13 protein-coding genes are annotated in these 24578 nt (G+C 43.3%); 6 read left to right on the forward strand and 7 right to left on the reverse strand.

Annotated elements, in window-relative coordinates:
- Positions 1–500 precede the first annotated feature (500 nt).
- A complete protein-coding gene (locus QWZ17_RS25560; RefSeq protein WP_290308174.1) occupies positions 501–779 on the forward strand; it encodes a helix-turn-helix domain-containing protein in 279 nt (92 codons plus the stop codon).
- Positions 780–829: 50 nt separating this feature from the next.
- On the opposite strand, the gene QWZ17_RS25565 is transcribed toward QWZ17_RS25560, so the two are convergent.
- Complete coding sequence (locus QWZ17_RS25565) at positions 830–1711, reverse strand: universal stress protein (RefSeq protein WP_290308175.1); 882 nt, start codon at positions 1709–1711, stop codon at positions 830–832.
- 160 nt (positions 1712–1871) lie between these two features.
- Here QWZ17_RS25565 and QWZ17_RS25570 point away from each other — a divergent pair, with 160 nt between their 5' ends.
- The 5 genes from QWZ17_RS25570 (at position 1872) to QWZ17_RS25590 (ending at position 12839) form a co-directional block, all read left to right on the forward strand.
- The gene (locus QWZ17_RS25570; protein WP_290308176.1) at positions 1872–2621 is read left to right on the forward strand and encodes an adenine nucleotide alpha hydrolase family protein; all 750 of its coding nucleotides are present in this window, start codon (positions 1872–1874) and stop codon (positions 2619–2621) included.
- Between the two features lie 1204 nt (positions 2622–3825).
- Positions 3826–7983 carry a PKD domain-containing protein gene (locus tag QWZ17_RS25575; RefSeq protein ID WP_290308177.1) on the forward strand — a complete coding sequence of 1386 codons (4158 nt, stop codon included), beginning with the start codon at positions 3826–3828 and terminating at the stop codon, positions 7981–7983.
- Between the two features lie 14 nt (positions 7984–7997).
- Positions 7998–11834: a DUF6443 domain-containing protein gene (locus tag QWZ17_RS25580; protein ID WP_290308178.1), complete on the forward strand. Its 3837-nt coding sequence runs from the start codon at positions 7998–8000 to the stop codon at positions 11832–11834.
- Positions 11831–12256: a hypothetical protein gene (locus QWZ17_RS25585; RefSeq protein WP_290308179.1), complete on the forward strand. Its 426-nt coding sequence runs from the start codon at positions 11831–11833 to the stop codon at positions 12254–12256. Before QWZ17_RS25580 ends, QWZ17_RS25585 begins: the two co-directional genes overlap by 4 nt.
- A 175-nt stretch (positions 12257–12431) precedes the next feature.
- Positions 12432–12839 (forward strand): hypothetical protein, encoded by a 408-nt coding sequence (locus tag QWZ17_RS25590; protein WP_290308180.1) that lies wholly within the window; start codon positions 12432–12434, stop codon positions 12837–12839.
- Positions 12840–14258: 1419 nt separating this feature from the next.
- On the opposite strand, the gene QWZ17_RS25595 is transcribed toward QWZ17_RS25590, so the two are convergent.
- Genes QWZ17_RS25595 through QWZ17_RS25620 form a run of 6 tightly spaced genes read right to left on the reverse strand, consistent with a single transcriptional unit; the run spans position 14259 to position 24498 of the window.
- Entirely contained in the window at positions 14259–16601 is a 2343-nt protein-coding gene (locus QWZ17_RS25595) for a glycoside hydrolase family 2 TIM barrel-domain containing protein (protein WP_290308181.1), read from the reverse strand.
- Positions 16602–16608: 7 nt separating this feature from the next.
- Positions 16609–17634 carry a glycoside hydrolase family 53 protein gene (locus QWZ17_RS25600; protein ID WP_290308182.1) on the reverse strand — a complete coding sequence of 342 codons (1026 nt, stop codon included), beginning with the start codon at positions 17632–17634 and terminating at the stop codon, positions 16609–16611.
- A gap of 60 nt (positions 17635–17694) precedes the next feature.
- Positions 17695–18759, reverse strand: a complete 1065-nt coding sequence (locus tag QWZ17_RS25605) for a glycoside hydrolase family 53 protein (protein ID WP_290308183.1) — start codon at positions 18757–18759, stop codon at positions 17695–17697.
- Between the two features lie 39 nt (positions 18760–18798).
- Entirely contained in the window at positions 18799–19842 is a 1044-nt protein-coding gene (locus QWZ17_RS25610) for a glycoside hydrolase family 53 protein (protein ID WP_290308184.1), read from the reverse strand.
- Positions 19843–19850: 8 nt separating this feature from the next.
- Positions 19851–21362, reverse strand: a complete 1512-nt coding sequence (locus tag QWZ17_RS25615) for a RagB/SusD family nutrient uptake outer membrane protein (protein WP_290308185.1) — start codon at positions 21360–21362, stop codon at positions 19851–19853.
- Positions 21363–21381: 19 nt separating this feature from the next.
- A complete protein-coding gene (locus QWZ17_RS25620) occupies positions 21382–24498 on the reverse strand; it encodes a SusC/RagA family TonB-linked outer membrane protein (RefSeq protein WP_290308186.1) in 3117 nt (1038 codons plus the stop codon).
- Between the last annotated feature and the right edge of the window lie 80 nt (positions 24499–24578).

Raw genomic sequence — 24578 nt, forward strand, 5'->3', positions numbered from 1 at the left:
ACAATAATAATAACCCTTATTATTCTGTTGATGCCAATCTAAAGGAAATGACAACGTTTTTTATCTATATGATAAATTAAAAAGATGTGTACACACAATAGATAAATGGGAGGGCAATGAGTTTTCAAATAACTTTCAAATCTGATTTTTTAAATTCATTGCTGTTTGGGCTTTAGCCAACGGTTAAAGAAAGTAAACATAAACGTGGCTTTAGCCCCAAATTGCATAGCCGGGTTTTAAAAGCGGTTTTCCGATGATTGTAATAAAGCAGGGCATGCCTCACCTAACGGTGTTACATAGCGTGTAATAGTTAAGGTCACAAATTGTATTGATAAACAGCATATTGGCTTTAGGCTTTGTGCATTCTGCTTTTAGCATCAATATAACACTATCCTAAAACAGCGCCGGATAATTGCCAACTTCAGATTTGCTTCAAATTTGGGCAATAATTTAGAATAGGTTTAATAATAATTTGCCTGCACACCGTTACCCCCAAATAAATGGTTAACCCATATCAATACAGATCATCCAAATCCCGAACCACAAAACAACAGGAGTTATATGACCAGCTAAGTGATCAGATAGTTGGTTACATCAGCACCCTCGCCAATGAAAAAGATGCCGAAACTATTTGGCTGGAAATGCGCGAAGAAGGATACCCGCAAAGCAGGAGTGCTTTTAATAACAGGTTAAAAAGATTGGTTAACGCAGGCCTTGTTGAGAAAATATCTATAGGGTATAATAAATATTTCTATAAGGCAGTACAGACAAGGGCGTAAGCGGTGCTTTATGAATTAGTTAACTTAATTAAACTGCCTGTAAATTATCGTTAATTGGCATTTGATCTTGTGTTAAAAATTAACAAAGGAATATCAATCAACGCCAACATGCTTTTAGTGTGGCTTCCTTTAAACATTCGTTGAAATGTGTTTAAATCGTGATGAACCATTGCTAATACGTCAATCTTTTCTTCGTTGCATAAAAGCTGCAAGCCACGTTCGGGCGTGTCGTCAATTACTGTTTTGGAACTCATTTTTTCAAAGCTGCCTTGGCTAATAAGTGCATCGAGGCTGTCTTTTACGCATTTTTCAAAAAGGGGGGTATGTGCCTGCTCATCATAAATATTGGCAAGCATTACAGTTGCATTTAGTTGTTCGGTAATGGTGTTTAACAACTTTAAAGCAGTTACATCTTCGGCAGCAAATTTCAAATCTGTCGCAAAAGCTACTTTTTCGATATTTTTAAATGCAGCATTGGGTGGTATCAGCAATAGTGGCAAATCAATATTATTAATCATAATGTTAACGTTATTTCCGCTCAAAACATCGCCTAAAAAACTACTTTCATGCGTGCCAGCCACTATCATTGAAATTTCATTTGCCGGTACAAGCTCTTTAATTACACTGCTAACGGCACCAAAACTGCTATGGATAGCAATTTGTGGTGTAAAGTTATCTGTGTTTTGCAAAGTTTCGGCCCAGGTTTCAAGCTGTTCCTTAAGTAGTTTAAGCATATCAACACTCTCCTCGCTTAATAAGTTATACTCTTCTATCGGCCATGCTATGGTATACGCACTTGGAATTTCTGCCGGTACAAGGTAGGCGTTGCATAACACAAGGTTGGCTTTTAAGCTATTTGCCAGTTGGAATGCATAATGAGCAGCATGGGTGGCATTGGGCGAAAAATCAGTTAAGGCAATAATTGTTTTCATAACAAAGTGTTTTGTTTATAGTGTAAAATTAAGTTGCAGTTTATTGTAAAAGAGTGATTTATATCATTGTTGTTATTGATTCAGATCAACTAATTGCGCATTTAACTTTACTTACTTTGACTAACATTCGGTTGCGATTAACCTAAAAATATATTTGACTATGAAAACTATTTTGGTAATTAATGATCAGTCGGTGGGGGCAGTGAATGCCGCCTTATTTGCGATAGATATTGCTAAAAAGATGGAGGCTAATATTTTACTGGCGAATATGAATGAGGTATGTGAGCCATCACAACCGGCGCTGGTAAAAATTGCAAATAATGATGAAGCAGATACTGGTGAACAGCCTTTTTTATTGATTGATAAGCTGCGGAACGGCTGTAATATGGATGGGGATTTTAAACCATGCATCGATGTTATAAGTTTTGATGGTTTAACAGATGATGAAATGATTAGCAGCGTTATCAACCACAATATCTGGCTCATGATAAAAGGGTGCGCGGATGGTTTTGGCAATCTCGAGGTGAAGAAACCTAACATGCAGGCTATTTTAAATAGGGTGAGATGCCCCTTGCTCATTGTACCCGAAAATTACACCGGGATTGGGTTTAAAAATATCGTTTATTGTGCAGACCTGAGATTTTGCAGAGCTGTTGTTGCAAAATATCTGGCAGAACTGGCTCAGTGTTATCTTGCCAAACTAATGTTTGCAAATTTATCAGCTAAAGGGCTGCCGCATATGGAAGATAGTTATGCGCTTACTGTGTTCAAAGAAGAAATATATAATAAAGTGCATTATGACCAGTTGTATTTCAATAATATAAAGGAGCGCGATTTATGTAAAGCTGCCGATGTGATGATTAATACCATGAATGCCGATCTTTTGGCGGGAATTGAACAAGCCTTGTAAGTCCTTAAATTATAATGAGTTATAAATAGCCAATAGATCATTCAACGATTTATACAACTACAGATTTGGCCATTAATCGTTATAATACAAATATATAAGTGTTCTATCTAATAGTGAAACTTTAAAAAGATTTTAATGATGGAAATTAACTTAGATTTTTTATTAGAGAGAAGGAGAGATTTGTTTTAACCCTGTTTTTCTGCGCTTATCGGTTTTCCCGAATGGTTTTCAATTTCGTACTCACCGAATTACTTACCACTTTTTGTTGATAAGTATATAGCAGTAAATGCTACATACCAATATACGAAAAAGAGAAAAATAATTCTTTTTAAATTATGAAACCTCTGTTCGAATTGATTACTCTACCCCCCCCCTGTAGTCGAGGCCATAAGTGATAGATTGACCACGTCCGCAAATCAGTAAATCATCCTTTAAAAAATCATTAAAGTCCCCAAAAACGGTGGAGTGTAATGACAGATATTAAACCCGTTCCATGTACCTTGATTTGAAGTAAATTTTCAAAAAGTTTATTTGGCGGCGTTTTATTAAATAGTTCAGTAATTCACTAAATATCAACTGTGTAACGTGTATCAGTGTCGAATGTCGCGTTCTCAATTATGGGGCAAGGTATACTTAAGTACGGCAACGTGACGGATGGCTTCTAAATTGTTTATCCCTCAACAAAAAACTGTTTATTAGAATTGTAGCTGTCTTGGTATGGCTTAAAGGTTTGCTAATTAGATGCTGAATTACTACTTTTTTTTAACATATGTCTGAAAAATCGGGGCTAAGCTGGTTATTGTGGTTTAATAAAGCTAGTCTCTATTTAAAATAAATTGACCGGTCGCATTTATGCAGCCGAAGCGGGAAGTCATACCTTAACCTATTGAAAAAAAATGCTTAAAAGTAGTTGCCGTGATCTTTTAAAATTAAGATTTGAAAAAGAATGTTATTAAAGTGTTTTTTTTACAATTATTTTTTATATTTAAAACGCCAAACATAAACTTTAAAACAAGCCTTAACATGATTCCAAACTTCCAATATATCGGTACAAACCGTAATAATCTCATTCGACAGGATAATATCCAATTACGATAGTTTATTGATTTCCTATCAATGGCGACCAAAACTTTAGGGTTAGCTCTAAAGTACAATTTTGAAACCTGAACGCAAGCACTATAAAATGTGCTTTTCACATGATCATATGAAACCTATAACCAAATTAATACTATTCTTACTGTTATTATCCATCAACAGGTCGCTGGCGCAAATAAGTGTTCCGGTCGACCTGCAAAGTGGCAGGCCCATCATCAATATTCCTATTTACACAGCAACGGTCGGGGATATTTCTCTACCGGTAAGCCTTCATTACACAGCTGGTATACCCGAAACCCAGGAATACGGCAGCGACAATTATGCCCTTGGGATTGGGTGGGGCTTAAGCGCAGGCGGAAGTATTATACGTACGGTTAAAGGTTTACCTGATGATTTTCAGGGAACCGGTGCGGATACCAGGATGGGTTGGTTATATGGAAGCGGTGCTTCGGCGGTAAATAATTTTGCCATTCAAAGCCGTACCAATTGTGCAGGGGATGCTGCCAATTACAGCACCTTATCTTCATTCACCAATAATAATACGGATACAGAGCCGGACGTTTTCAGCTTTAATTTTGGTGGCTACTCCGGGCAATTTGTATTTAATAACAACAAAGTCATTCAGCTGTTGCCTTATAATGATTTAAATATACAGCCAACTTACGCGTCCAGCGGCGGTGCCATAACTTCATTTACAGTTACCACACCGGATGGCACCCAATACTTGTTTGCGCCGACCAGCATTGTTACTCAAAAAATTGTTCCTACAGGTATTTATAAATCTGTGGCATACCTTAGAGATCAGCTTATAAAATATATTACATCGACAACCTATACCACCGAATGGAGCCTTACACAGGTAACATCGGCAACAGGGGCAACCATTACATTAAGCTATGGGGGGACGAACAATCAGGGGATCAACCTGGATTATACTACGACAATTTCCAGCCCTACCGATATCTTTTTAGCTAACGGGGCCATAAACACCGCATACAGGAGGAGTCTGTTTACTACACAGAATTCAACCGAGGTGAAATTGCTGAACGGTATTACTACAGCTAATTATGTATTGTTGCTCAATTATTCGTGGAACCCGGGCGTGAAGGTAGTTCCCGGCGGGCCTAATGGGGTAACCAATTATCCTTACATCATATTATCTATCAATAATTTCCAGCTTAACAGCAAAACTGGGCCGCTGATCAAAAACATTAATTTATACTATGCCAAAGTCCAGGGACGTACGTACCTTCAATCATTGAACGAATCTAACGCCTGTCTGTCCACACCATTTTACCAGTTTGAGTACTCCGGTACAGTTCTTCCAGCTACGGTTTTCAGTTCGTCAGTCATCACACCAAGCGCAGTTTTACCTGTTCCTTCCACTGATTATTTTGAGCAGGATTACTGGGGTTATTACAACGCAAACGGGGCAAAAAAACTCGTCCCCAATTTATATGTTTACCCAAACGAGCCATTGCAGGAAAAATACAGGATAGAGCAGATCCCCAATTACCAGGGCACATCTTATTATGCTACCGGTGGTGCAAACCGGGCTGCTAACCCGGCTGCTGTAGCTGCAGGCTCTTTGTCGAGGATCACTTTTCCCACAGGTGGAAATGTTAAAATAGATTATGAATCCAACCAATATTTTGATAGCAAAGCAAATCAGACATTTAACGGCGGAGGGATAAGGGTTAAAACAATAACGATGCACGATGGGATCAGCGCTGCTAGTGACATTATTAAAAATTATTCTTACACGGGAGGAGCCCTGCTTAATCGTCCTCAATTTGCATTTTCGGTACCGGTTTATCAGGACAGTACAGCAGGGGCTTTGCATACCATCGATCAATATGCCGATCCGCAGACCCAGGCTCAATATTTCATGGCTAGATCTGAATATGACTTAAACCCTTATACTTTCGATGCGCCAAACGTTATTTATCAATCTGTAAAGGAAAGTCAAACGGGGCGTGGTTCTACGAGTTACCAGTTTTTGCAACCTGCTACCTATGCCCAGCTTACCTCGCCCGAGTATGCTGCCCCCTATCAATGGCAGGCTGTTAAATCACAATATGCAACCACAAGCAATCCTTCAACCTCTGCATGTATGAGCCAGGGGACGATGATGGATGGTTATTATGGTTTCCCGTTTGCACCTAACCCCAATTACAATTTTGAAAGGGGCCTGTTACAAAGTGTAAAGGTTTATAATGAAACCGGGCAGCTGCTTAAGGAAAAGGACTATCAATACACGCCTGTTTTTCAAAATGCAACGCCAAACGCAATTTATGGCCTCGCTGCAGATTATTTTACCTACAGCTTTACCGACTCACTTACCAGGGCGTATGCTTATAGTAAATATGTATTGTACTCTGGGGTGAATAAACTGCAAAGTGTCCAAAAAGATATTACCTACGATCCAGGTACCAACTTTACCAAATCGGCAACCGTGGAAACCGATAATTTTTACACGGGCGCGAACCATCTTTTACTGAATAACACAACTACATCGGTCAGTAACGACGGAACGAATTTTACCATCTATAAAACCCGTTTTAAATACCCCCAGGATTTTACCAATACGAGTACAGGAGGTGGCGCTGATGCCATGACAGCCGCATTGCAAAACCTGAAAAACGCCTTTATCCATAATACGGTTATTGAAAAAATATCCTCCATAACCAAATCCGGGGGGAGTGAGCAGGTAACCGGGGCTGAACTAGTGAAGTATAATACTTTTACGCTTAATTCGGTAGCCAGGCCGCTTCCTGCACAAGGCCTGATTTTAAAGACGAATACACCGCTGACCGATTTTATGGAATCCGGTGTGAACGCCAGTTATCAGTTCGGCTGGGATAACAGGTATAAAGTTACAGGCAATTACCTGGAATTTAATAAAAGCTCAAACGCCGCCTCTGTTTCTGATCTACAGCAAAATCTGTCGGGGATACACTACGATCACACCGGGCAGTTCGCGGTGGCCGCCATTAATGGTGCGACAGCCAATCAGGTGGTTTACTCGGGCTTTGATTACCAGTACCAGGGACAACCGTTCGCGTCTGAGTTAACCACCACTGCTGATAATCCGTATGCCTTCGTGATCAGCACCTTATCCGGTGTATCGATGACTAACGGGCGTGCAGGAAATGCCATTTCCGTACCTTCTGGTTTCACTTTTTCAAAAACGGGCGTAAATAAAGGTACAGCCATAAACTATACCTTTTCATGCTGGGTACAATCCACATCGGCGGGCAACCTGACTGTCAGCCTGAGCGATGGCTCGGGCCATGCGGTATCCAGATTGGTGGCGTATAGCAATACCTCCGGGAGCTGGGTATTTTGTAAACTTTTCTTACCGGTCAGTACGCTCAATGCTGCTTTTAATGTCAGTGTAGTTAACAGCACAGCCATTTATGCTGATGATATGCTGTTGTACCCTTCTTCCGCACAGGTATCACTTTCCAATTATGATTACCTGCATATGCTCAAATCATCCGATACAGACCCTCATGGCAATACTATTAATTATCAATACGATACATTCGGGCGACCCACTATTACAACAGACAATAATCAAAACATCTTAAAGCAACTTTCTTACGTTTATAATATTTCCCCGATGGTGAGTACGTTTTTTAACCTTCCGGCGCAAGCTTACGTAAACGCAACCATCAACTTATCTGCAACTGTACCAGCATGCGAGGCAGGCACGACCACCAGGACATGGAATTTTGGTGATGGTTCGTCGGCTACGGGAGCCAGTGTCTCTCATGCTTACAATACAGCAGGTACCTATAATGTCAATTTAACCGTATCTAATGCTCAGTACCAGCTAAGTTCCACCCAGCAGATTACCATTAATCCCAACACGCCGCAACCTTCTTTTGGACTGTATGCCTGCGGAGCGGTGCTTTATAATGTATGCAACAGTCAGGTAATCAATTATGGTTACAGCAGTTCGGGTACGGTTTGCGGTACCAGTATGCCGGTAGGTACCAATACCTTTACCGCCGCCAATTTTGTCGGCTGTAGTACGGGGACTTTTACCTTTGAAATGGCTTATGATTACGCACCCAATAATTGGTTGGCAGTTTCCTCGGGGAGCGCCCCTACGGCAAGTTTTACATCGCATTATACAGGAAGTACGCCGTCATCGCAATCCTACACCATGCGATGTACCTTTACTCCTAATTGCGGTTCCGGCAGCCCATTAGTGCAAACCTATCACATCGGCTACATTGCACCTAATTGCAACAACTAATAATGCAGCTTATCATGAAAAAACACCTAACCTTCCCATTTTTGTTTATCGTTGCTGCAAGCTTGCTGTTTAGTATACAAGGCTTTTGTCAAACAGATAACCCAGCGCTGGTAAGCAATAACAACATACGAACCGATATCATCAAGGTTTCAGGCGTAACCTCGGCAAGCCAGATTTCACCTTCAAACTCACAAAGCCGTCTCAGCTACATGGACGGTTTAGGACGACCTGTGCAAAGCGTCGGCATACAAGCCAGTCCTTTACAAAAAGATATAGTACAGCCGCTGGCCTATGATAAGTACGGCCGGCCGGCTACCGTATACCTGCCCTATACGGCTACTACGACAACCGGGGCCTACCAGTCAACGGCGATTACCGATCAGGCATCTTTTTACCAACAAAGCGGGCAACAACGGGCTACCGACAACGCGCCCTATGCTGTTACAGTCTATGACCAGTCCCCGCTGGACAGGGTAGTAGAGTCCGGCGCTCCGGGGACAAACTGGCAGCCAGGGACGCATACGGTTAAACCTGTATTCAGGCTGAATGTGGCAGCTGACAATATCAGGATATGGACAACTGCTGGGCCCTCGGCAGGATATTATGCAGAAACTACGCTTTCGGTAAACGATGTCAGCGATGAGGGGGGCCACCATATTTTAACTTTTACCAATAAATTAGGCCAGACGGTAGAAAAGAAAGTACAGGGGGATAGCGGCACCTGGCTTGAAACAGTTTACATTTACGATGATCTGGGAAACCTTAACTATCAATTATCTCCCGAAGGAGTAAAAAGGCTTTATGCAGGATCTGTAAGCTGGGGTGCTACCTTTACAGCAACCTGGGCCTGCGTTTACAGCTACGATGCCAAAAACAGGCTGGTAAGCAAACAGGCAGCCGGTGCGGCGCCGGTTTATATGGTGTATGACAGCTACAATCGTTTGGTGCTCATGCAGGACGGGCGCATCAGGAATGCCTACGGCACTGCGGACAAATGGTATTTTACCAAATATGATGTATATAGCAGGGTAATACTTTTGGGGTTGTATACCTATGCAACGCCGCCAAACGCCACGGGAACCACTAACCAGCAAAAGCTTCAAAACTACCTTGACGGACTTGTTTACGATAATACAAGCACGTTTGCCTATGAAAAGAGACAGGCTGGCACCACTTATGGCTATAGCAGCCAGTGCTTCCCGGCAACAGTAGCCGACGCAGATGTGCTGACAGTGAATTACTACGACGATTACGATTTTAATAATAATGGCACACCACCTAATCAGTTTGTAAACCCCAATCAAAGCGGGTTTGCAACTGCGTGTACCATAGACGCAGGGGGAATGCTTACCGGTACTAAAAAGCGGATAATCAACGTTAGCGGAAATAACGGTGGCTGGATAAATCAGGCTGTTTTTTATGATAATTTTGGCAACCCTATTCAAAAGCAGACCAATAACCTGATTAATCAAAGCGCTCTGGATATCAGCAATATCGCTTACGATATATATGCCGGCCACATTACCCAAACCCTGCAGGCAAAAACACAAGGCACCGCCATTAAAGTATTGACCACTCCTACCTACGATATACAGGGAAGACCGCAGCAGGTAAGCATACAGATCAATAGCAACGCCCCGAAGGTTATAGCCGTCTATGAGTATAACGAATTAGGACAGCTGAAGGACAAAAAGCTGGGCAATACCACAGGCAGCAATTATCTGCAAACGGTAGATTTTCGCTACAACATACGGGGCTGGATAACGGGCATCAATAAAAGTAACCTTACCGACGACAGCGGAACGGCTACCAATGACATCTGGGGGATGACGATTTTGTACGACCAGGCAGACGCTTCGGGCGGGATAGTAAACACGCCAAGGTATAACGGCCAGGCATCGGCCATCAAATGGAAGGCTAACGATGTGTCCTCCACCTCAACCAACCCGGTACGGGAACGGGGATATGCCTATGCCTATGATGCGATTGGCCGGTTATTATCTGCTCACTACACCGCCAATGGCGGCACTTCGTGGAACGCCGAAATAAGCGGTTATGATGAAACTATAACCAGCTATGATCAGAATGGTAATATTCAGGGCCTCACCCGTAATACCCTGGCATCAGGCGCTACAGTTGCCACAACGATAGATAACCTTGCTTATGCCTATAAAAACGGCACTGTTGGCAGCAATCAACTTGATGCCGTAAAGGATAATGCCACAGGTACTACGGCCACCATGGGTTTCAATGACGGAGCCAATACTACTGGCGAATACCAGTACGACACGAATGGCAACCTGACAGGTGATGCCAACAAAAGCCAAACCATTACGTATAATGATTTGAATAAGGTAAGTAAGATAGCCGTAACGGGTGGCGGAAGGATAGAGTATATGTATGATGCATCGGGCACCAGGATAAGGAAAACGGTTTATAACAGTTCCGGGACGGTAATTAATCAGCTGGATTATATGGACGGTTTTACTTATCAGAACAGTGCGTTAAGCTACTTTAACATGCCCGAGGGAAAAGTCGATGTAAGCGGGACAAATTTTACCTACGAGTATTTTATTGCCGATAACCTGGGTAATACAAGAGTAAGCTTCGTTGACAACGGGAGCGGCATGGCAAAAGTGGTACAAGAGAACGAGTATTACGCTTTCGGTATGACTATGCAGGGTATGGTGGTACGCACAGCCCAGCCCACAAATGCAAATAAACTATTATATAACGCTGGCAACGAGTTGCAGGACGACCTGGGATACGAGAATAGCTACAGTACTTTTTACCGGGACTATGACCAGGTTTTGGGCCGTTTTAATGCCATCGACCCTATGGTAGATAAATACGCGGACTGGACACCTTACAATTTTGCTTTTAACGACCCGGGAAACAAGAATGACCCCGGTGGTGATGACCCGAATGTAAGGTTCCTTTCTCCTCTTGCGCGACAGGCGGTACAAGGGGGGTGGAGTCCGGCATTGCCGCCCCAACTTCCCTCACCTGACCAGCAGGCCGCACAGATGTCACAAATGGCTGCGGGGGGCTGGTATCAATTCATACAGGATGCTCAGTCCTGGGAACAGGGCGCCATAGAGGTAGCAGCGGAGGCGTCAGCAAATGAAACTGCCCAACTGAATTTACAAAATACAGTTAAAAATGCGATGGCAACGCCGGGGGATACGAGGATTTCTAACAACGGAGATGGCACATTCTCCGTAACGCCCATCAAGGTACAATTGGTATACACAGAGACCGGACAGATCGATCCGCAAACAGGAGAACATTTTAATGTAGAAACATCAAATTACCACTATGAAATTGTTGCTGCTTTCGACAACAATCAAAGAAGAGATCCCCCATTAACACATGCTCAGGAATTGGCAAAATATGGTTACATTTTACAAGGGTTTTCAGCGATTGGAGGAGGGGGAATCTTAAAAGTTGGTAAAACCATTGAAATAGGATCAATTACCACAAATAAGGGATGGGTACAAGATTACATGACGGTCTACAATACTAAAACGGCACTTGCGCTTTCGGGATCAGTTACTTATTTTAATGTTTCAAACAAACCGGGATTTACTAGTACATTTTCTGATTGGGCAGGGCCGGTAACAGAATGGGGGGGCAATTATGGCATTGTGTCATTATCATTTGGCTCCTCAACAACTTATACTACTTGGTCTTTGGGGTTTGGCCCCGGTGTATCTCTTCCGGAAAAAGGAACGGGAACATATAATTATGGCATTACTTATTTACTAGGCTCTCCCAGGTATATGGGACCTACTCAAAACAATACAGGCCCTATTTCAAACTGGTATATTAACGGAGGATATAATCAATGATTAAAATAAAATATGAAATTTCTACAAAAACACAAATTCAGTCTAAGATAATAAAAGAACGATTCTTGGAACAACTAAATAAGAAAAATAGTTATCAAATTATGGAGAATTATCCGAATATCGTTAAGTTTAGAAATAATATTTGGAGGGTAGGGTCACGTATGAATTCGTTTGGTACGGTAGACGGAGGAATCCTCGAAATTCAAAATGGGGAGGAAAATACGGTTAGATTTTCTTATTATATTTCGTCTGTTTTTGATTTTCTCATGGTAGTTTTTTTTCTGTTTGCTTCTTTTTTTGTAGATTATCATATCGTTTTTTTAATCCTGCCAATTTTAATAATCTTCATTTTTAGAATTATAAATGTCAAAAGTATAGGTCGCGAGATGTTTAACAATATTTTGCTTAACAATGCTGCCTAATAATGACTCTGTTACTGCTGATAGTCTATTGATCTGTTATTGATAGACTCTTGTTTTTCATATTTGTAAGTTCAACTACATTTAGAGATAAAGAGGTAGTAAAACAGGCAAAAAACCGTTCGCTATTTGATATTTTTGTATAAAGCTCACTTGTATTTTAAGATAATTATTAATAATGATGAAACGAAAACTTAGTGTTAAAGCCTTAATAGTTTTATTATTCATGGTTTCTTGTGCCTACAACTCAAAGATTGCTACAGTGAAAAATAATACGTCGAGCACTGTAGCTTGTGCATTACTTAAAAATGGAATTATGACGGACAGTTTGCTTTATAGCGATACATCATATATGGGATATTTGATTCAACCCCAACATTATGATACGTATACTCTGCCCGATAGCAATCTAACTAATGCGCCAAATTCAGCGAAAACGTATATTTATATACTCAAATTAGACTCTTTAAATAAGTTTCGAAAACTAAAGCTTGTGAATGGAATTTTGACACATTCCTTACTGAAAAAAATTGAAGTTCAATTGAACAAAGTTCAGGAACCTGTAGATACCATTTATGTAAAATGATTACAACTGGCTTTGTTTTGGCTCCTTGGTGTCACCTAACTGAATACTGTTGTGTGTTCTCACCAACATAGATTCGTGATCTATCATGTATTAGCCAAGGATATTTTATCAGACCTAACCATAACCATATCATTGGGCTTTATTGGGAGTGCTTAGCCAACCAAGCACAGCAAACTTTTCAGTTTTCGCGACGCAAGCAAGATTTCCTATCAGCATACGCCGGCTTTAATGAATTATACAATTGGCAGTTCGCTCCCCGTCCGGAGAAGTTGGAGCAGGCGCAGGAAGTGTTACAGCGCCTGCTCGAACTTGCTGGCATCTCGTTTGAGGAACTGGAACACCCAATCGAATAAACATTGAAGACAGGTCGTTCTGTCGGTGCAGATCTTTCAAAAACAAGGGGATTGCGATCATAAAACCACCCAATCCCCCACGAGGGTCGTTATTATTTGGGCATCGGTGTTGGATACATTCCAGTATTGCTGGAGATCATATAAATAAAATAATATTAATCCGCCACCTGTAGACGTACCCAAAGTTGCAAGGGAAAAATACTTTTCAGAGACGGAGCTTATGTAAGAATATGAAGATTTCTTTTTTGATTCTTGATGGGGCTTCTGGCCTTGTACATCATCATAGTTTCGGTTCAATTTTCGAAAGGGCATAGCTCTGGATTGTTGTAAGGTTTTAGCTAAATTATGACTTTTTAATGCAAATTTGATGTTGCTTGCTTTGCAGATGCCGTCACAAGTATAAAGAAAATCACTTTTTTAGATAGAATCGACTTGAGAGGGTCAGCTGAAGCTTTTTTAGTCGAGAATAGATGAAAAAAGACTAAAAATCACAAAAAAAGTCAGTATTTTTATAAAAGGCAATTTTGAAAAAGTTTAAAAACCGCATTTTTGATATCATAGACAAGGATTTTGGGAATGATTTTCCGGCGAGAAACTCTGCCAAAACACTGCCAAAATCACTTAAAAACTGCAAAATGAAAAATCAAAAACCGCTCTCAGAGCATCAAAAACGTAGTTTGAGTAATGCAATAACGGCTCTTAATAATCCGATATTCTCCACATTGATGCATTAGCATTTAATTCTTTTTTACTGACGACAGGATTTTATCATCCGTGGACATAAGGTAGCGCTTTGTATTAAAAGGCGAAGAGGTGAAACAAAAGAAACCGGGGCTATCATTACAAGGGATTGGAATTTAGTACAAAAGGGCACAAGGATGGCGACAGAGGTGACAATTCACTACTTGCCGCGTATTTTGATACAGATTGGTTACAAATCTTGCAATATAAAAGTAAGCATTTAAAATGTAACAGTAAAATATTTGCTCATCATTATTGACATAACCACGGTAGGTTTACTTTTCCAAATTTGACATAGTAACAACCTCAAGTTTTTACTATGTTTCTATTTGATCTCTAATACTCCAGGAATTAAATTATCCGCAGCGGCCGAGAGTTTTAATGCTCCCGCTTTTATCCCGGTTGTTATTACAAATGCTGCAATGCCTGCTTCAGCATCCACTATTTTTTTTCCAACAATATTTCCGTCACCGCTCAAGCTTAATTTTACTTTCTGTTTTGCATCCGGAATAATTGTTCCGTTTTGATCAACGATAGCGGCATAAACAAAAAGTACATCATTTTTACCGGCGATCAATTTTCGCCCGCTGTAATCAACCGAGAGCTTCACAGCATAAGGAATTGCGGGAGTTCTTCGTTCGGCGCTTTCAACTACCGATCCATCTAAATACCCCTTCGCTACCAGGCTGCCCGCCTGATATGCTATATTGAAAGTGAAAGGGGCGTGCCTGAGGTTACTGCTCATTTTGCCGGTATCGGGAGTTTGTTTTCCTATCAGCTTTCCATTCAAAAACAGTTCTACCTGGTCGCAGTTGCTATAGATCTTCACGCTTTCTGTTGCAGGATCATTCCAGTAATTGGCGATGAATAGCATGGGCTTGCTTTCCGCCGCGTCGCGCTGGCTTTGGTAAAAATAATAAGCAAACTTGGGCAGCCTGAAAATATCCATAATGCCCGATGATTCAATATCCGGCGCGTAGCCTCGTTTATAATCAAACATCAACCAGTTGGCATCACCGGTAATGTTCCCGTTAAGGTTGTCATTATGGGCCTCCTGGAAATTTACAGCCTGTTGCAGCATCCGTTTTTCGCCATCGCCACGCAGCTGGCGCGAAGTTTTTTCTTCGGCGGTTAAATCTTTGTATTGGGTTTGATTAAAGCCCGCGTTTTGCGCGTAATACTCCCAGTCGCCATACTCGGCAATCAGGATAGGTTTGCTGTTAAACTTTTTCCAGTAATCTGGCGCTTTGGCATGCTGGCGGGCGGGGATAAATACATCATACACGGCGTTCATCCAGCCACAGGTATAGGTATCGGTGTATGGTAATTCGGTATGTACAATGGCATGGGCCTTTTCCATGTAATCGCGCGTCATATCGGTTTCGTTCAACGATGCTTCCCATAAAATAATAGAAGGGTGGTTTCTATCACGATGGATCATATCGGTAATGTTTCGCAGGCTGTTTTGCTGAAACGTAGCATCGCCAAAAAACTGCCAGCCGGGGGTAGAATCCATTACAAAGATGCCCAACTCATCGCAGGCCGCTAAAAACGCGGGCGATGGCGGGTAATGCGAGCATCGCACAAAATCAAACCCGGCCTGCTTTATTTTATAGACATCGCGGTATTGGGCGTTATCTGATAAGGCATAACCTATATAAGGATATTCCTGGTGGCGGTTGGTACCACGCAATACATATTTGCTGCCGTTAAGATAAAAGCCATCGGTTTTAAAGCTAATTTCCCTGATGCCGGTTTGTATGGATACAGAATCAACCAAACGCCCATCGCTCAACACACTCACCACCAGCTTATACAATTGCGGATGCGCCGGCGACCATAAAGCAGGCTTCGGCACTACTAATTGCTGCTGTATGGTAGTTGTGCCATTTGCATCAATTACCTTCAGCGCTGCGGTAGTAGTAACAACTTGCTTGCCCGAAGCATTATAAAGTACCGCTTTAAGCTGCACGCGCTGTGCTTTAGTTAAATCGTTTTTCAACTCGGCTTTTACAGTCAGGGTTGCTTTTGCCGATGAGATATTGTCATAATGGATCAGCACACCTCCTCCATTTACATGGTTTGTTTCTATAGCATCGGTTAGGTATACCTTATTTTTTTTGATAAGCCAGGCATTGCGGTAAATGCCGCTGTAAAAATTAAAATCGAGATCTTTGATGGGTTTGCCCGGCGGAATTACCGGGTTATCCTGGTTATTGAGCCTGATGAGCAGGCAATTTTGCTTGCCAAATAAAGCCTTAGCTGTAATATCAATGTAAACCGGCAAATAGCCGCCGATGTGCGTTTGCAGGAGTTTGCCGTTCAAATAAACATCGGCCAGGTTCATGGCCGCGTCAAGGCGGATGGCGATATGTTTGCCGGCATCGCCTTTATCCAGCCTAAAAAACTTGCGGTAAAAACAAATGCCCTGCCATTGCTGCACAGTTTTAATAACCGGCTCAATGTTGGCAGTATGTGGCAGACTAACCGCCTGCCACGCTACCGCTGTTTTAAGGGGATTAAAAAGTTGTTGATTAATACTGGTATCGGCATTTTTTACAAACTCCCAGTTATTGTTAAAAAGCGTTGTTGATATGGCCTTATCCTGCTGTGCCTTGGCAACAGCCGCTGTAAAAGCGATAAGGGATATTAAAATAATTTTCTTCATTTAGGTATTACTGGCTGATGTGATAAGCTTTGCTGATGTCATCATAGGTTTTGATGAACGCGTTTGTATTGCCCTGTTTATCAACAAAGGTTTCGCCCCAGCTAAAGGGTTCCCAAATAAATGAGCCTTTAACCTTATTGCCCGGTAAGGATAAGGCAATATCATTCACCTCCTGTTTATGCTGCGAATATTCGGCTACTATCACATCTTGTTTGTAGCGGGTGGTTAAGTCGGTAAGGTTTTTCTTCAGGCTATCGGGTGTGCCGTGCCACTCGGGATAATACGATTCGCCGATGATGTCAAAATTCACGCCCCGTTTAAGCATGTTATCTAAAAAGTATCTCGATTCGGCATTTTGGCCGCCACAGGCTATGTGCAGCATAATACGGATACGCGGATCAAAAGTCCTTACGGCGCTGGTACCTGCTTTTAAAAACCCGGCCAGGGTATCCAGGTTTTTGAGCCTACCATCGGGCCATAAAATGCCGTGGTTTATTTCGTTACCTACCTGCACCATATCGGGCAGGGTACCTTGCTTTTTAAGCTCTTTTAAAACCAAGGCGGTAAAGGCTTTGATAGAGTCCTGCAACTGTTGGTTGCTGGCATTTTTCCAGGCTGCAGGTTTGTATTGTTTGGCCGGATCGGCCCAGGTATCGCTGTAATGAAAATCGAGCAGAAAACCCATACCTGCCGCTTTGATGCGCAGGGCCATTTTTTTGGTATCTGCCAGGCCGCAATAACCTTTTGGCGAATATCCGCTATCTGCCTTAGGGTTATTAAAGATACGTAGCCTTACATAGTTAAAGCCATGATCTTTTAAAATGGTAAAGGGATCTTTGTTTACCCCATTATCATAAAACTTACGCCCTTCGGCTTCTAATTGGGGTATAAAAGAGATATCGGCACCTACAATCTGCTTAAATTTAACAGGTGAAGTTTTAGCCGGTGAAAGTTTATAAGCCGATAAAGCACCAGTGAGCAGCAAGCCTGCCGTCAACATCCCTAACCTGTTAAAAGTGATTTTCATTTCCATATTATTATCGTATAAATTTAAAACAAACCGGGCGTGTTATCATACGCCCGGTTTTTATCTTTAATGCACAAACGCATCCATGGCAACGGTAGGCTTGCCGGTGCTGTCAAAAGCGCCCATGGTATAGCCTTGCCAGCTTGCATAAGCTTCTGGCTCCCAATAAAACACGCCCAAGCCGCCCGATACCGATTTTGTTTTGGTGATCAGATCGGTAAGAAATGATTTACAGGTTGTGGCTGCCGTAACATCCATCCCAGCCTCGCAAATCATTACCTGTTTGCCATAACGGCTTACCATATCCTGCATATTGGCCAGGCATTGGCTGTTGATAGATGCCCAGTTGCTGGTTGTTGGGTAGATAGAAAAGCCGCAAATATCCCAGCTGGCACCATTGGCTTTAAGGCCATCAAAAATCCAGCGGGTGGTGGTATTGTTAAAACCATTAGCCACATGCACAATAACTTTTGCCGATGGAAAAACAGCCTTCGTAGCATTATAGCCACTGTTAACCAGCCAGGCAAAGTTTTTAAAATTGGTAGCCGATACCGATGCCCGGCCATCCTGCCATAACATACCATCGCTGGTTTCATTACCTACCTGTACCCAGGTTGGGGTAATGCCGGCGTTTTTTAACGTAGTTAACGTATTATAGGTATAATTATACATGGTGTTCATGAGGGTGGTAAAATCCAGGCTTGCCCAGGCGGCCGGCTTGGTTTGATTACCCGGATCGGCCCAGGTATCGCTGTAATGAAAATCAATCAGGATGCTCATACCCGCCGCCGCGGCCCTTTGGGCTTTGGCCACTACGTCGGCAGTGCTGTTATAGGTTGATGACGGGTTTACCCATACCCGCAAACGGATGGCGGTAATCCCTTTACCTTTCAGCACGGTAAACAAATCCTGTTGGGTGCCGCTGCTGTTATAAAACTTTTTGCCCGATGCTTCCATCTGTGTAACCCAGCTGGCATCAGAGCCATAAGCAAAGGTGCTTGTAGCCTCCGTTTTTAATTTAGATGTCGCGGCGGCATCTGTCGCGCCGCTTTGTTGTTTTGCGCCTTCTTTTTGGCAACTCATGCCCAGGCAAAGCACAACTGCTGCCGATAGGGCGGTGATTTTTCTCATAATGGATTGTTTTTTGGTTTATAGATTTGGTTTTAATTGCTATTTAAAGGCATCCAAAGCAACCGTTGGCCTGCCCGAAGCATCAAAAGCGCCCAGCCCGTAACTTTGCCAATTGTAGGCTTCTGGTTCCCAATAAAATACACCCAATCCCTGGCCACCGCTCACCGTATTTACTTTGGATAACAGATCGCTTAAAAATGCTTTACACGTTGTGGCCTCTGTAGCCGGCATCCCTACTTCAACAATCATTGATGGTGTACCATAGCGGGTAAACATATCATTCATGTTGGCCTGGCATTGCGTGTTATAACTTTGCCAGTTTGTTGTTGAGGGATATAAAGACATGCCTACGATATCCCATTTTGCGCCGTTGGCTTTTAGCCCATCAAAAAGCCAGCGGAATACGGCATTATCATAACCATTTGCCAGGTGTACAATTACTTTGGTGCTGCTGCTTACCGATTTTACCGCGTTATAACCGCTGCTTACCAGCGCCGCGAAAGCGGCCATATTTGTGGAAGCGCGGCCACCTTCCCAGAGCATCCCGTCGTTGGTTTCATTACCAACCTGCACCCAATCTGGCGTTATGCCTTTTGCTTTCAGCGCGTTCATTACAGATAGGGTGTAGGTGCTCACAGCCGCTTTTAATCCGGTAAAATCAAGGCCTTGCCAGGCCGCGGGTTTAGGCTGTTTGCCGGGGTCGGCCCAGGTATCGCTGTAATGCAGATCGATCATGATTTTCATACCTGACTTTTGCGCACGCAGGGCTTTGGTTATCACATCATCGGTGTTGCACCAGCCATCGGCCGGGTTAACCCAGGCCCTCAGCCTAATGGCGTTCATGCCTTTATCTTTTAATAAAGCCATGCAATCCTCCGCCGTGCCATCGCTGTTATAAAATTTATACCCCGATGCCTCCATCTGCGTTAGCCAGCTTACATCGGCACCTTTAATAAGCGCCGATGTACTGCTTTTGGTAGTATCTGTTGTATTGGTGGTTTTGGTGCCCGATGCCGGGTTATCCTTTTTGCAGGCGGCCAATGCCAGGAATGCAACACATACTATTATATTTTTACCTTTCATATGTTGGTTTAGTAACCGGCTGTTTGTGTTAATTTGCCCTTACTGGCTGTAATTTCATAAGTAGGTACCGGGAACAGGTACGGACCGGCGGTTTTACCAACCGATGACAGCGCGTTTTGCCATTGGCCGTGCCTCACCAGGTCCATTTTACGGTAACCCTCAAAGTAAGTTTCCCAACCCTCTTCTTTCAACACCCAGGCATCAAAAGCCGCTTTGCTTGCCGTGGCAGCTACCGGCATATTGCCAATTGCAGCGCCGCCATGTGCCAGCCTCACCAGGTTTACTAGGCCAACGGCTTCGGCTGTAGGGCCGCTGTTTTGGTTAATAGCCTCGGCTAATAAAAGCATTACATCACCTAAACGGGCTTTAGGAATATCATTACCCTGGTAAGCATCTACGGTGGCACCGCCATTGTCAGGATATTTGGCAACAACCGGGCCCGATAAGCCGTTGGCCTGGTTACGTACCATACCGCTTTTATTGATATAACTGGCTATTAAAAGCGCGCGGCGTTTATCGGCGGGATCAAATGAGTTGTAAAACGACCATGTGCATGATATTGGCGCATCGCCACCAGCAAAAGAATCTTTTACACGGTTGCCGGGATAATCTTTAGGATAGGTGTAAAAATCCCAGGGGTTAAAGCTGGCGTGGTTTTCGTTACCGTCCTGATCCGGCACGCAGGATACCGCCCACATAGTTTCGGTGTTTTTTTCTGTCGATTCATTAAATAAGCTGGCGTAATCATTCACCAACGTGTAACCCATACCGGTAATTTGCCTGCCTGTTTTTTCGGCGTTTACAAAATCTTTTTCGTTCATGTAGGTACGCATCAGCACAGTAAGCGCTATGGCCTGGTTAAACCTGCCATAATCTGAAGGCGTTTTTGGCAAATTGGCCGCGGCATAAGTTAAATCGCCCACTATCGAGGCCAGGAAAGCCTCCCTGGTGGGGCGGGTTAAATCAGTCTCGGCGGTGGTATTGATCTTGCTGGCGTCTAATATCACCGGTACCGGGCCGTATAACTGCAACAGGTAATACATGTTCCATCCGCGAGACATGCGGGCTTCGGCAGTCAGTTCTTTTTTGGCATCATCGCTGATAGTTGATTTATTGATATCATCAATAATTTGGGTAATGCGGGTAACAAACCTGATTTTTTCAAAATGGTTATTACCTGTGCCCTGGTTAGCCAAAAAGGTAAAACTGGCGGTGCTAAACTGGGTAAAAATACCACCCCAGCCTGTCCATATATTTAAATTATCTGTAGGATAATCAAACATCATGATATCGCCATACTCGGGGCTAAACCAATCATTTTGGTAACCTGCCGGATCATTATAGCCCCATTTTGATTGAAATGGTTTGTAAACCTCGGTAACGTAGTTTACAAAGTCGGCCTCGGTTTTTGGAAAGTTGGTGGTAGATAGCGAACCATAAATTTGCGGCTCCAATCCTTTTTTGCAGCTGCTTACGGTTACCGCGGCGGCTATTAAACATATGCTTATAATTTTTTTCATGTTGATTGCTGATTATAGGTTAGAACCCGGCCTTTAAGCCAAAAGAAAACGTCCTGAACATAGGGTAAGGCGCATAGCCGCCTTTTACGCTGGCATAGCTCACCTCCGGGTCAACACCTTTGTATTTGGTAATGATGAACAGGTTTTGGGCATCGGCAAAAACACGTACCGATTTAGCAAATTTGCTTAGCCATGGCGAGGTAATGGTATACCCCAGGGTAAGGTTGCGGCAGCGTATAAAATTGGTGCTCACCAAATTGATATCACTCCCTTGTGGCAAACCTGTAGCGTTTTCAATGTAATTAACACCCGGCCTTGTACCGCTTTGGTTTGCCGATGTCCAAACGTTAAGCGCCTGCACGGTACCGCTTTGTGTGCTTGATACGATGCTTGCCGGATCGGCCCAGGCATAGTTGTAGTTGATAGATTTACCACCAAACTGGCCGTAAAAGAAAATACCCAGGTCAAATTGCTTATACCTGAAATTGTTACCAAAACCAATACTGATTTTAGGATCGGGGTTCAGTTTATAAATATCACTGCCGGTAAGTTTACCGTCGCCATCAGCATCTACATATAAAGGCGAGCCGGGTAAACTGGCACCGCCCGCGGTAGGCTGCGATGATGGTATAGTTTGCCCGGCCTGGATCAGCCCCTTGGTTTTAAAATAGTAGATCTCATCTACCGGGTCATTAACTGCCTGGTAGGTTACGCCCTGGTAAGTAAGCAGGTTATCATACACAAAACGGCTTTTCCATTTGTAAACATAGTGCGATACATTGATCACCGAGCTCCAGCTAAAATCTTTAGATACCAGGTTTTGTGTATTTAGGGAGATATCATAACCTTCCCTGTACTGGTGCCCGCCATTAACCGGCTGGGTTGACAGGTAAGAAAGCGGCGCGGTTGGACCTGCTGTTCTCAGCAAATTAGTAATATCATCCTTAAATACATCAACAGAACCCGTAACGCGGTCTTTAAAGAAACCAAAATCCAAGCCTATGTTTTTGTTCTCGGTTTTTTGCCAGGTTAGTTCGGGGTGATCGATGGCATAGCGGGCAATAGTAGCATAGTTAGCGCTGCCATTGTTAAAGAAAAGCGTATTGCCATCTGGCGCGTAACCACCGTAACCTGCCGCGCCTATGGTGCTGCCTGTTCTACCGGCACTTGCACGCAGCTTAAGCTGACTTACAAACTGTACATTTTTCATAAACTCCTCGTTGGTAATTTTCCAGCCGATAGAAGCTGATGGGAACGAGGCATATTTGGTATTAGGGAAAAACAAGCTGTAACCATCATAGCGGTATGATAGTGTTAACAGGTACTTATCTAAAAAGCCAAATGAGCTACGTGCAAAATACGAACGTGTTTTGCTTGCTGTTTTTAAAGATGTTATACCGATGTTGGCGGTTTCGGCAGATAGATTGGTAGCACCTATTACATCGGCACCACCGGCACCCTGGCTGCCAAACGCGTTGTAAGTACTTTTGTACTGGCCTGCGCCAGCAACCGCGTCGATATTTAAAAAGCTGGTTACATCCTTTTTGAAGGTTATGGTAGCTTCTAAAGTCTGGTTTTCGCGGTTGTTATAGTTCATGGATGCCCTTGACAGGTTTTGCGAGAAATAGAAAACCGTGCTTGGCACAAAAAAGCTGCGGTTGGCCGCCTCATAATTATCGCCAAATAAAATATGACCTGCCAAAACACCGGGGATAACCTTCAAATCGGCAGATAGATTGGCGTTTAGGGAATGGTAATTGGTATTGTCCTGCACATCAAGTAAGGATACCGGGTTGGCAATAACGCCGTAACGGGTATAAGCACCGGTAGCATCTCTTACAGGTACCGTTGCAGGGTAACCTAAAGTGGCCTGTATAATACCAAAGCCTTGTGTGCCCGAGCCACCGGTTTGCCCGCCCGATGACGAGTTCATATAGCTGTTGGTATTACCGGTAAAGTTGGCGTTAATGGTTAAAAACTTAGCCGGGGTAAATGACATATTAGCCCTGCCGGTATATTTATTAAGTCCGGCTCCTTTTAAGGTACCTTCTTCATTATAATAGCCGCCAGACAGGTAGTAGGTAGCCTTTTCGCTGCCGCCATTGATATTAATCTGGTGGTTGTTGATGTTGCCTGTACGGAAAATCTGGCCCAGCCAGTTGGTACCGTCGCCAGCGGCAGCGATATCAGCAGCCGAAAATTTGGGTGCAGGAATGCCCGATTGTGGGTTAGGACCATAAGGTGTTTGTTGTTTACCGGCCAGGTACTGATCTGTAATTAATTGATTGTACAGGGTTTCGTACTGGTTGGCTTTTAGTGGCTGCAGGTAAGGGTAGTTTTTCTCGAATGAATAGCTGCCGTTGTAAGTGATGTTCAACCTGCCCGCTTTACCTTTTTTGGTGGTAATGAGGATAACACCATTGGCAGCATTAACACCATAAATAGCGGCGCTGGCATCTTTCAATACTTCGATAGATTCTACATCGTCGGGGTTTAAACCGGCAAGACCACCACGGCTTACGCCATTGGTTTCACCAGCGATGGTACCGTTGCCCGGCTCCAACGCGTCGCCCGGGAATATCACACCATCAACCACATAAAGCGGGTTGCCACGCCCCCTGATAGATAGGTTAATGTTACCACCGGGCTGCGAACTGCCCTGTGCTACCTGCAAACCTGCCGCCCTGCCAAACAATAGCTGCGGGATAGAGTTATTGGCCGATTGCGGGATCTTTTTAGGGTCGACCTTGGTAACTGCGGTAGTAATATTTTGGCGGGTAGTTGTACCATAACCAATTACCACAACCTCGTTAAGGCCGTTTTGGCGGGTTTCTAATACCACATTTAAGGATGAGCCAGAAACCGTGATTTCCTTTTGCTCATAACCCAGGCCGCGGAATAACAATACCGCGCCATTGGCCGCTTTAATGGAAAATTTACCGCTGGCATCTGTAGCAGCACCCTGGGTAGTGCCTTTAACCAGCACCGAAATGCCGGGCAACGCGGCGCCATCGTCTTTAGCGGTTACGGTGCCCGTAACCGTTTGTTGGGCATAAACACCAGAGATGGATACTGTTAGCAGGATAAAAGCCAGCCAACAAAATCTTCTCCAAAATTGGAAAGTAGCATTTTGCATATATATAAGTTTAATTGGTTTGAAAAAAACTTTTCCCGGTTTAAAAGAAAAGCCATTGGTTTATTGGCACAAATGACAGA

Origin of the sequence: Mucilaginibacter flavus (assembly GCF_030409315.1) — a bacterium.
Classification (GTDB): domain Bacteria; phylum Bacteroidota; class Bacteroidia; order Sphingobacteriales; family Sphingobacteriaceae; genus Mucilaginibacter; species Mucilaginibacter flavus.

Coding starts and splice junctions, on each gene's coding strand:
- QWZ17_RS25560 (WP_290308174.1), top strand. CDS start 501: ATGGTTAACCCATATCAATACAGATCATCCAAATCCCGAACCACAAAA.
- QWZ17_RS25565 (WP_290308175.1), bottom strand. CDS start 1,711: ATGAAAACAATTATTGCCTTAACTGATTTTTCGCCCAATGCCACCCAT.
- QWZ17_RS25570 (WP_290308176.1), top strand. CDS start 1,872: ATGAAAACTATTTTGGTAATTAATGATCAGTCGGTGGGGGCAGTGAAT.
- QWZ17_RS25575 (WP_290308177.1), top strand. CDS start 3,826: ATGAAACCTATAACCAAATTAATACTATTCTTACTGTTATTATCCATC.
- QWZ17_RS25580 (WP_290308178.1), top strand. CDS start 7,998: ATGAAAAAACACCTAACCTTCCCATTTTTGTTTATCGTTGCTGCAAGC.
- QWZ17_RS25585 (WP_290308179.1), top strand. CDS start 11,831: ATGATTAAAATAAAATATGAAATTTCTACAAAAACACAAATTCAGTCT.
- QWZ17_RS25590 (WP_290308180.1), top strand. CDS start 12,432: ATGATGAAACGAAAACTTAGTGTTAAAGCCTTAATAGTTTTATTATTC.
- QWZ17_RS25595 (WP_290308181.1), bottom strand. CDS start 16,601: ATGAAGAAAATTATTTTAATATCCCTTATCGCTTTTACAGCGGCTGTT.
- QWZ17_RS25600 (WP_290308182.1), bottom strand. CDS start 17,634: ATGGAAATGAAAATCACTTTTAACAGGTTAGGGATGTTGACGGCAGGC.
- QWZ17_RS25605 (WP_290308183.1), bottom strand. CDS start 18,759: ATGAGAAAAATCACCGCCCTATCGGCAGCAGTTGTGCTTTGCCTGGGC.
- QWZ17_RS25610 (WP_290308184.1), bottom strand. CDS start 19,842: ATGAAAGGTAAAAATATAATAGTATGTGTTGCATTCCTGGCATTGGCC.
- QWZ17_RS25615 (WP_290308185.1), bottom strand. CDS start 21,362: ATGAAAAAAATTATAAGCATATGTTTAATAGCCGCCGCGGTAACCGTA.
- QWZ17_RS25620 (WP_290308186.1), bottom strand. CDS start 24,498: ATGCAAAATGCTACTTTCCAATTTTGGAGAAGATTTTGTTGGCTGGCT.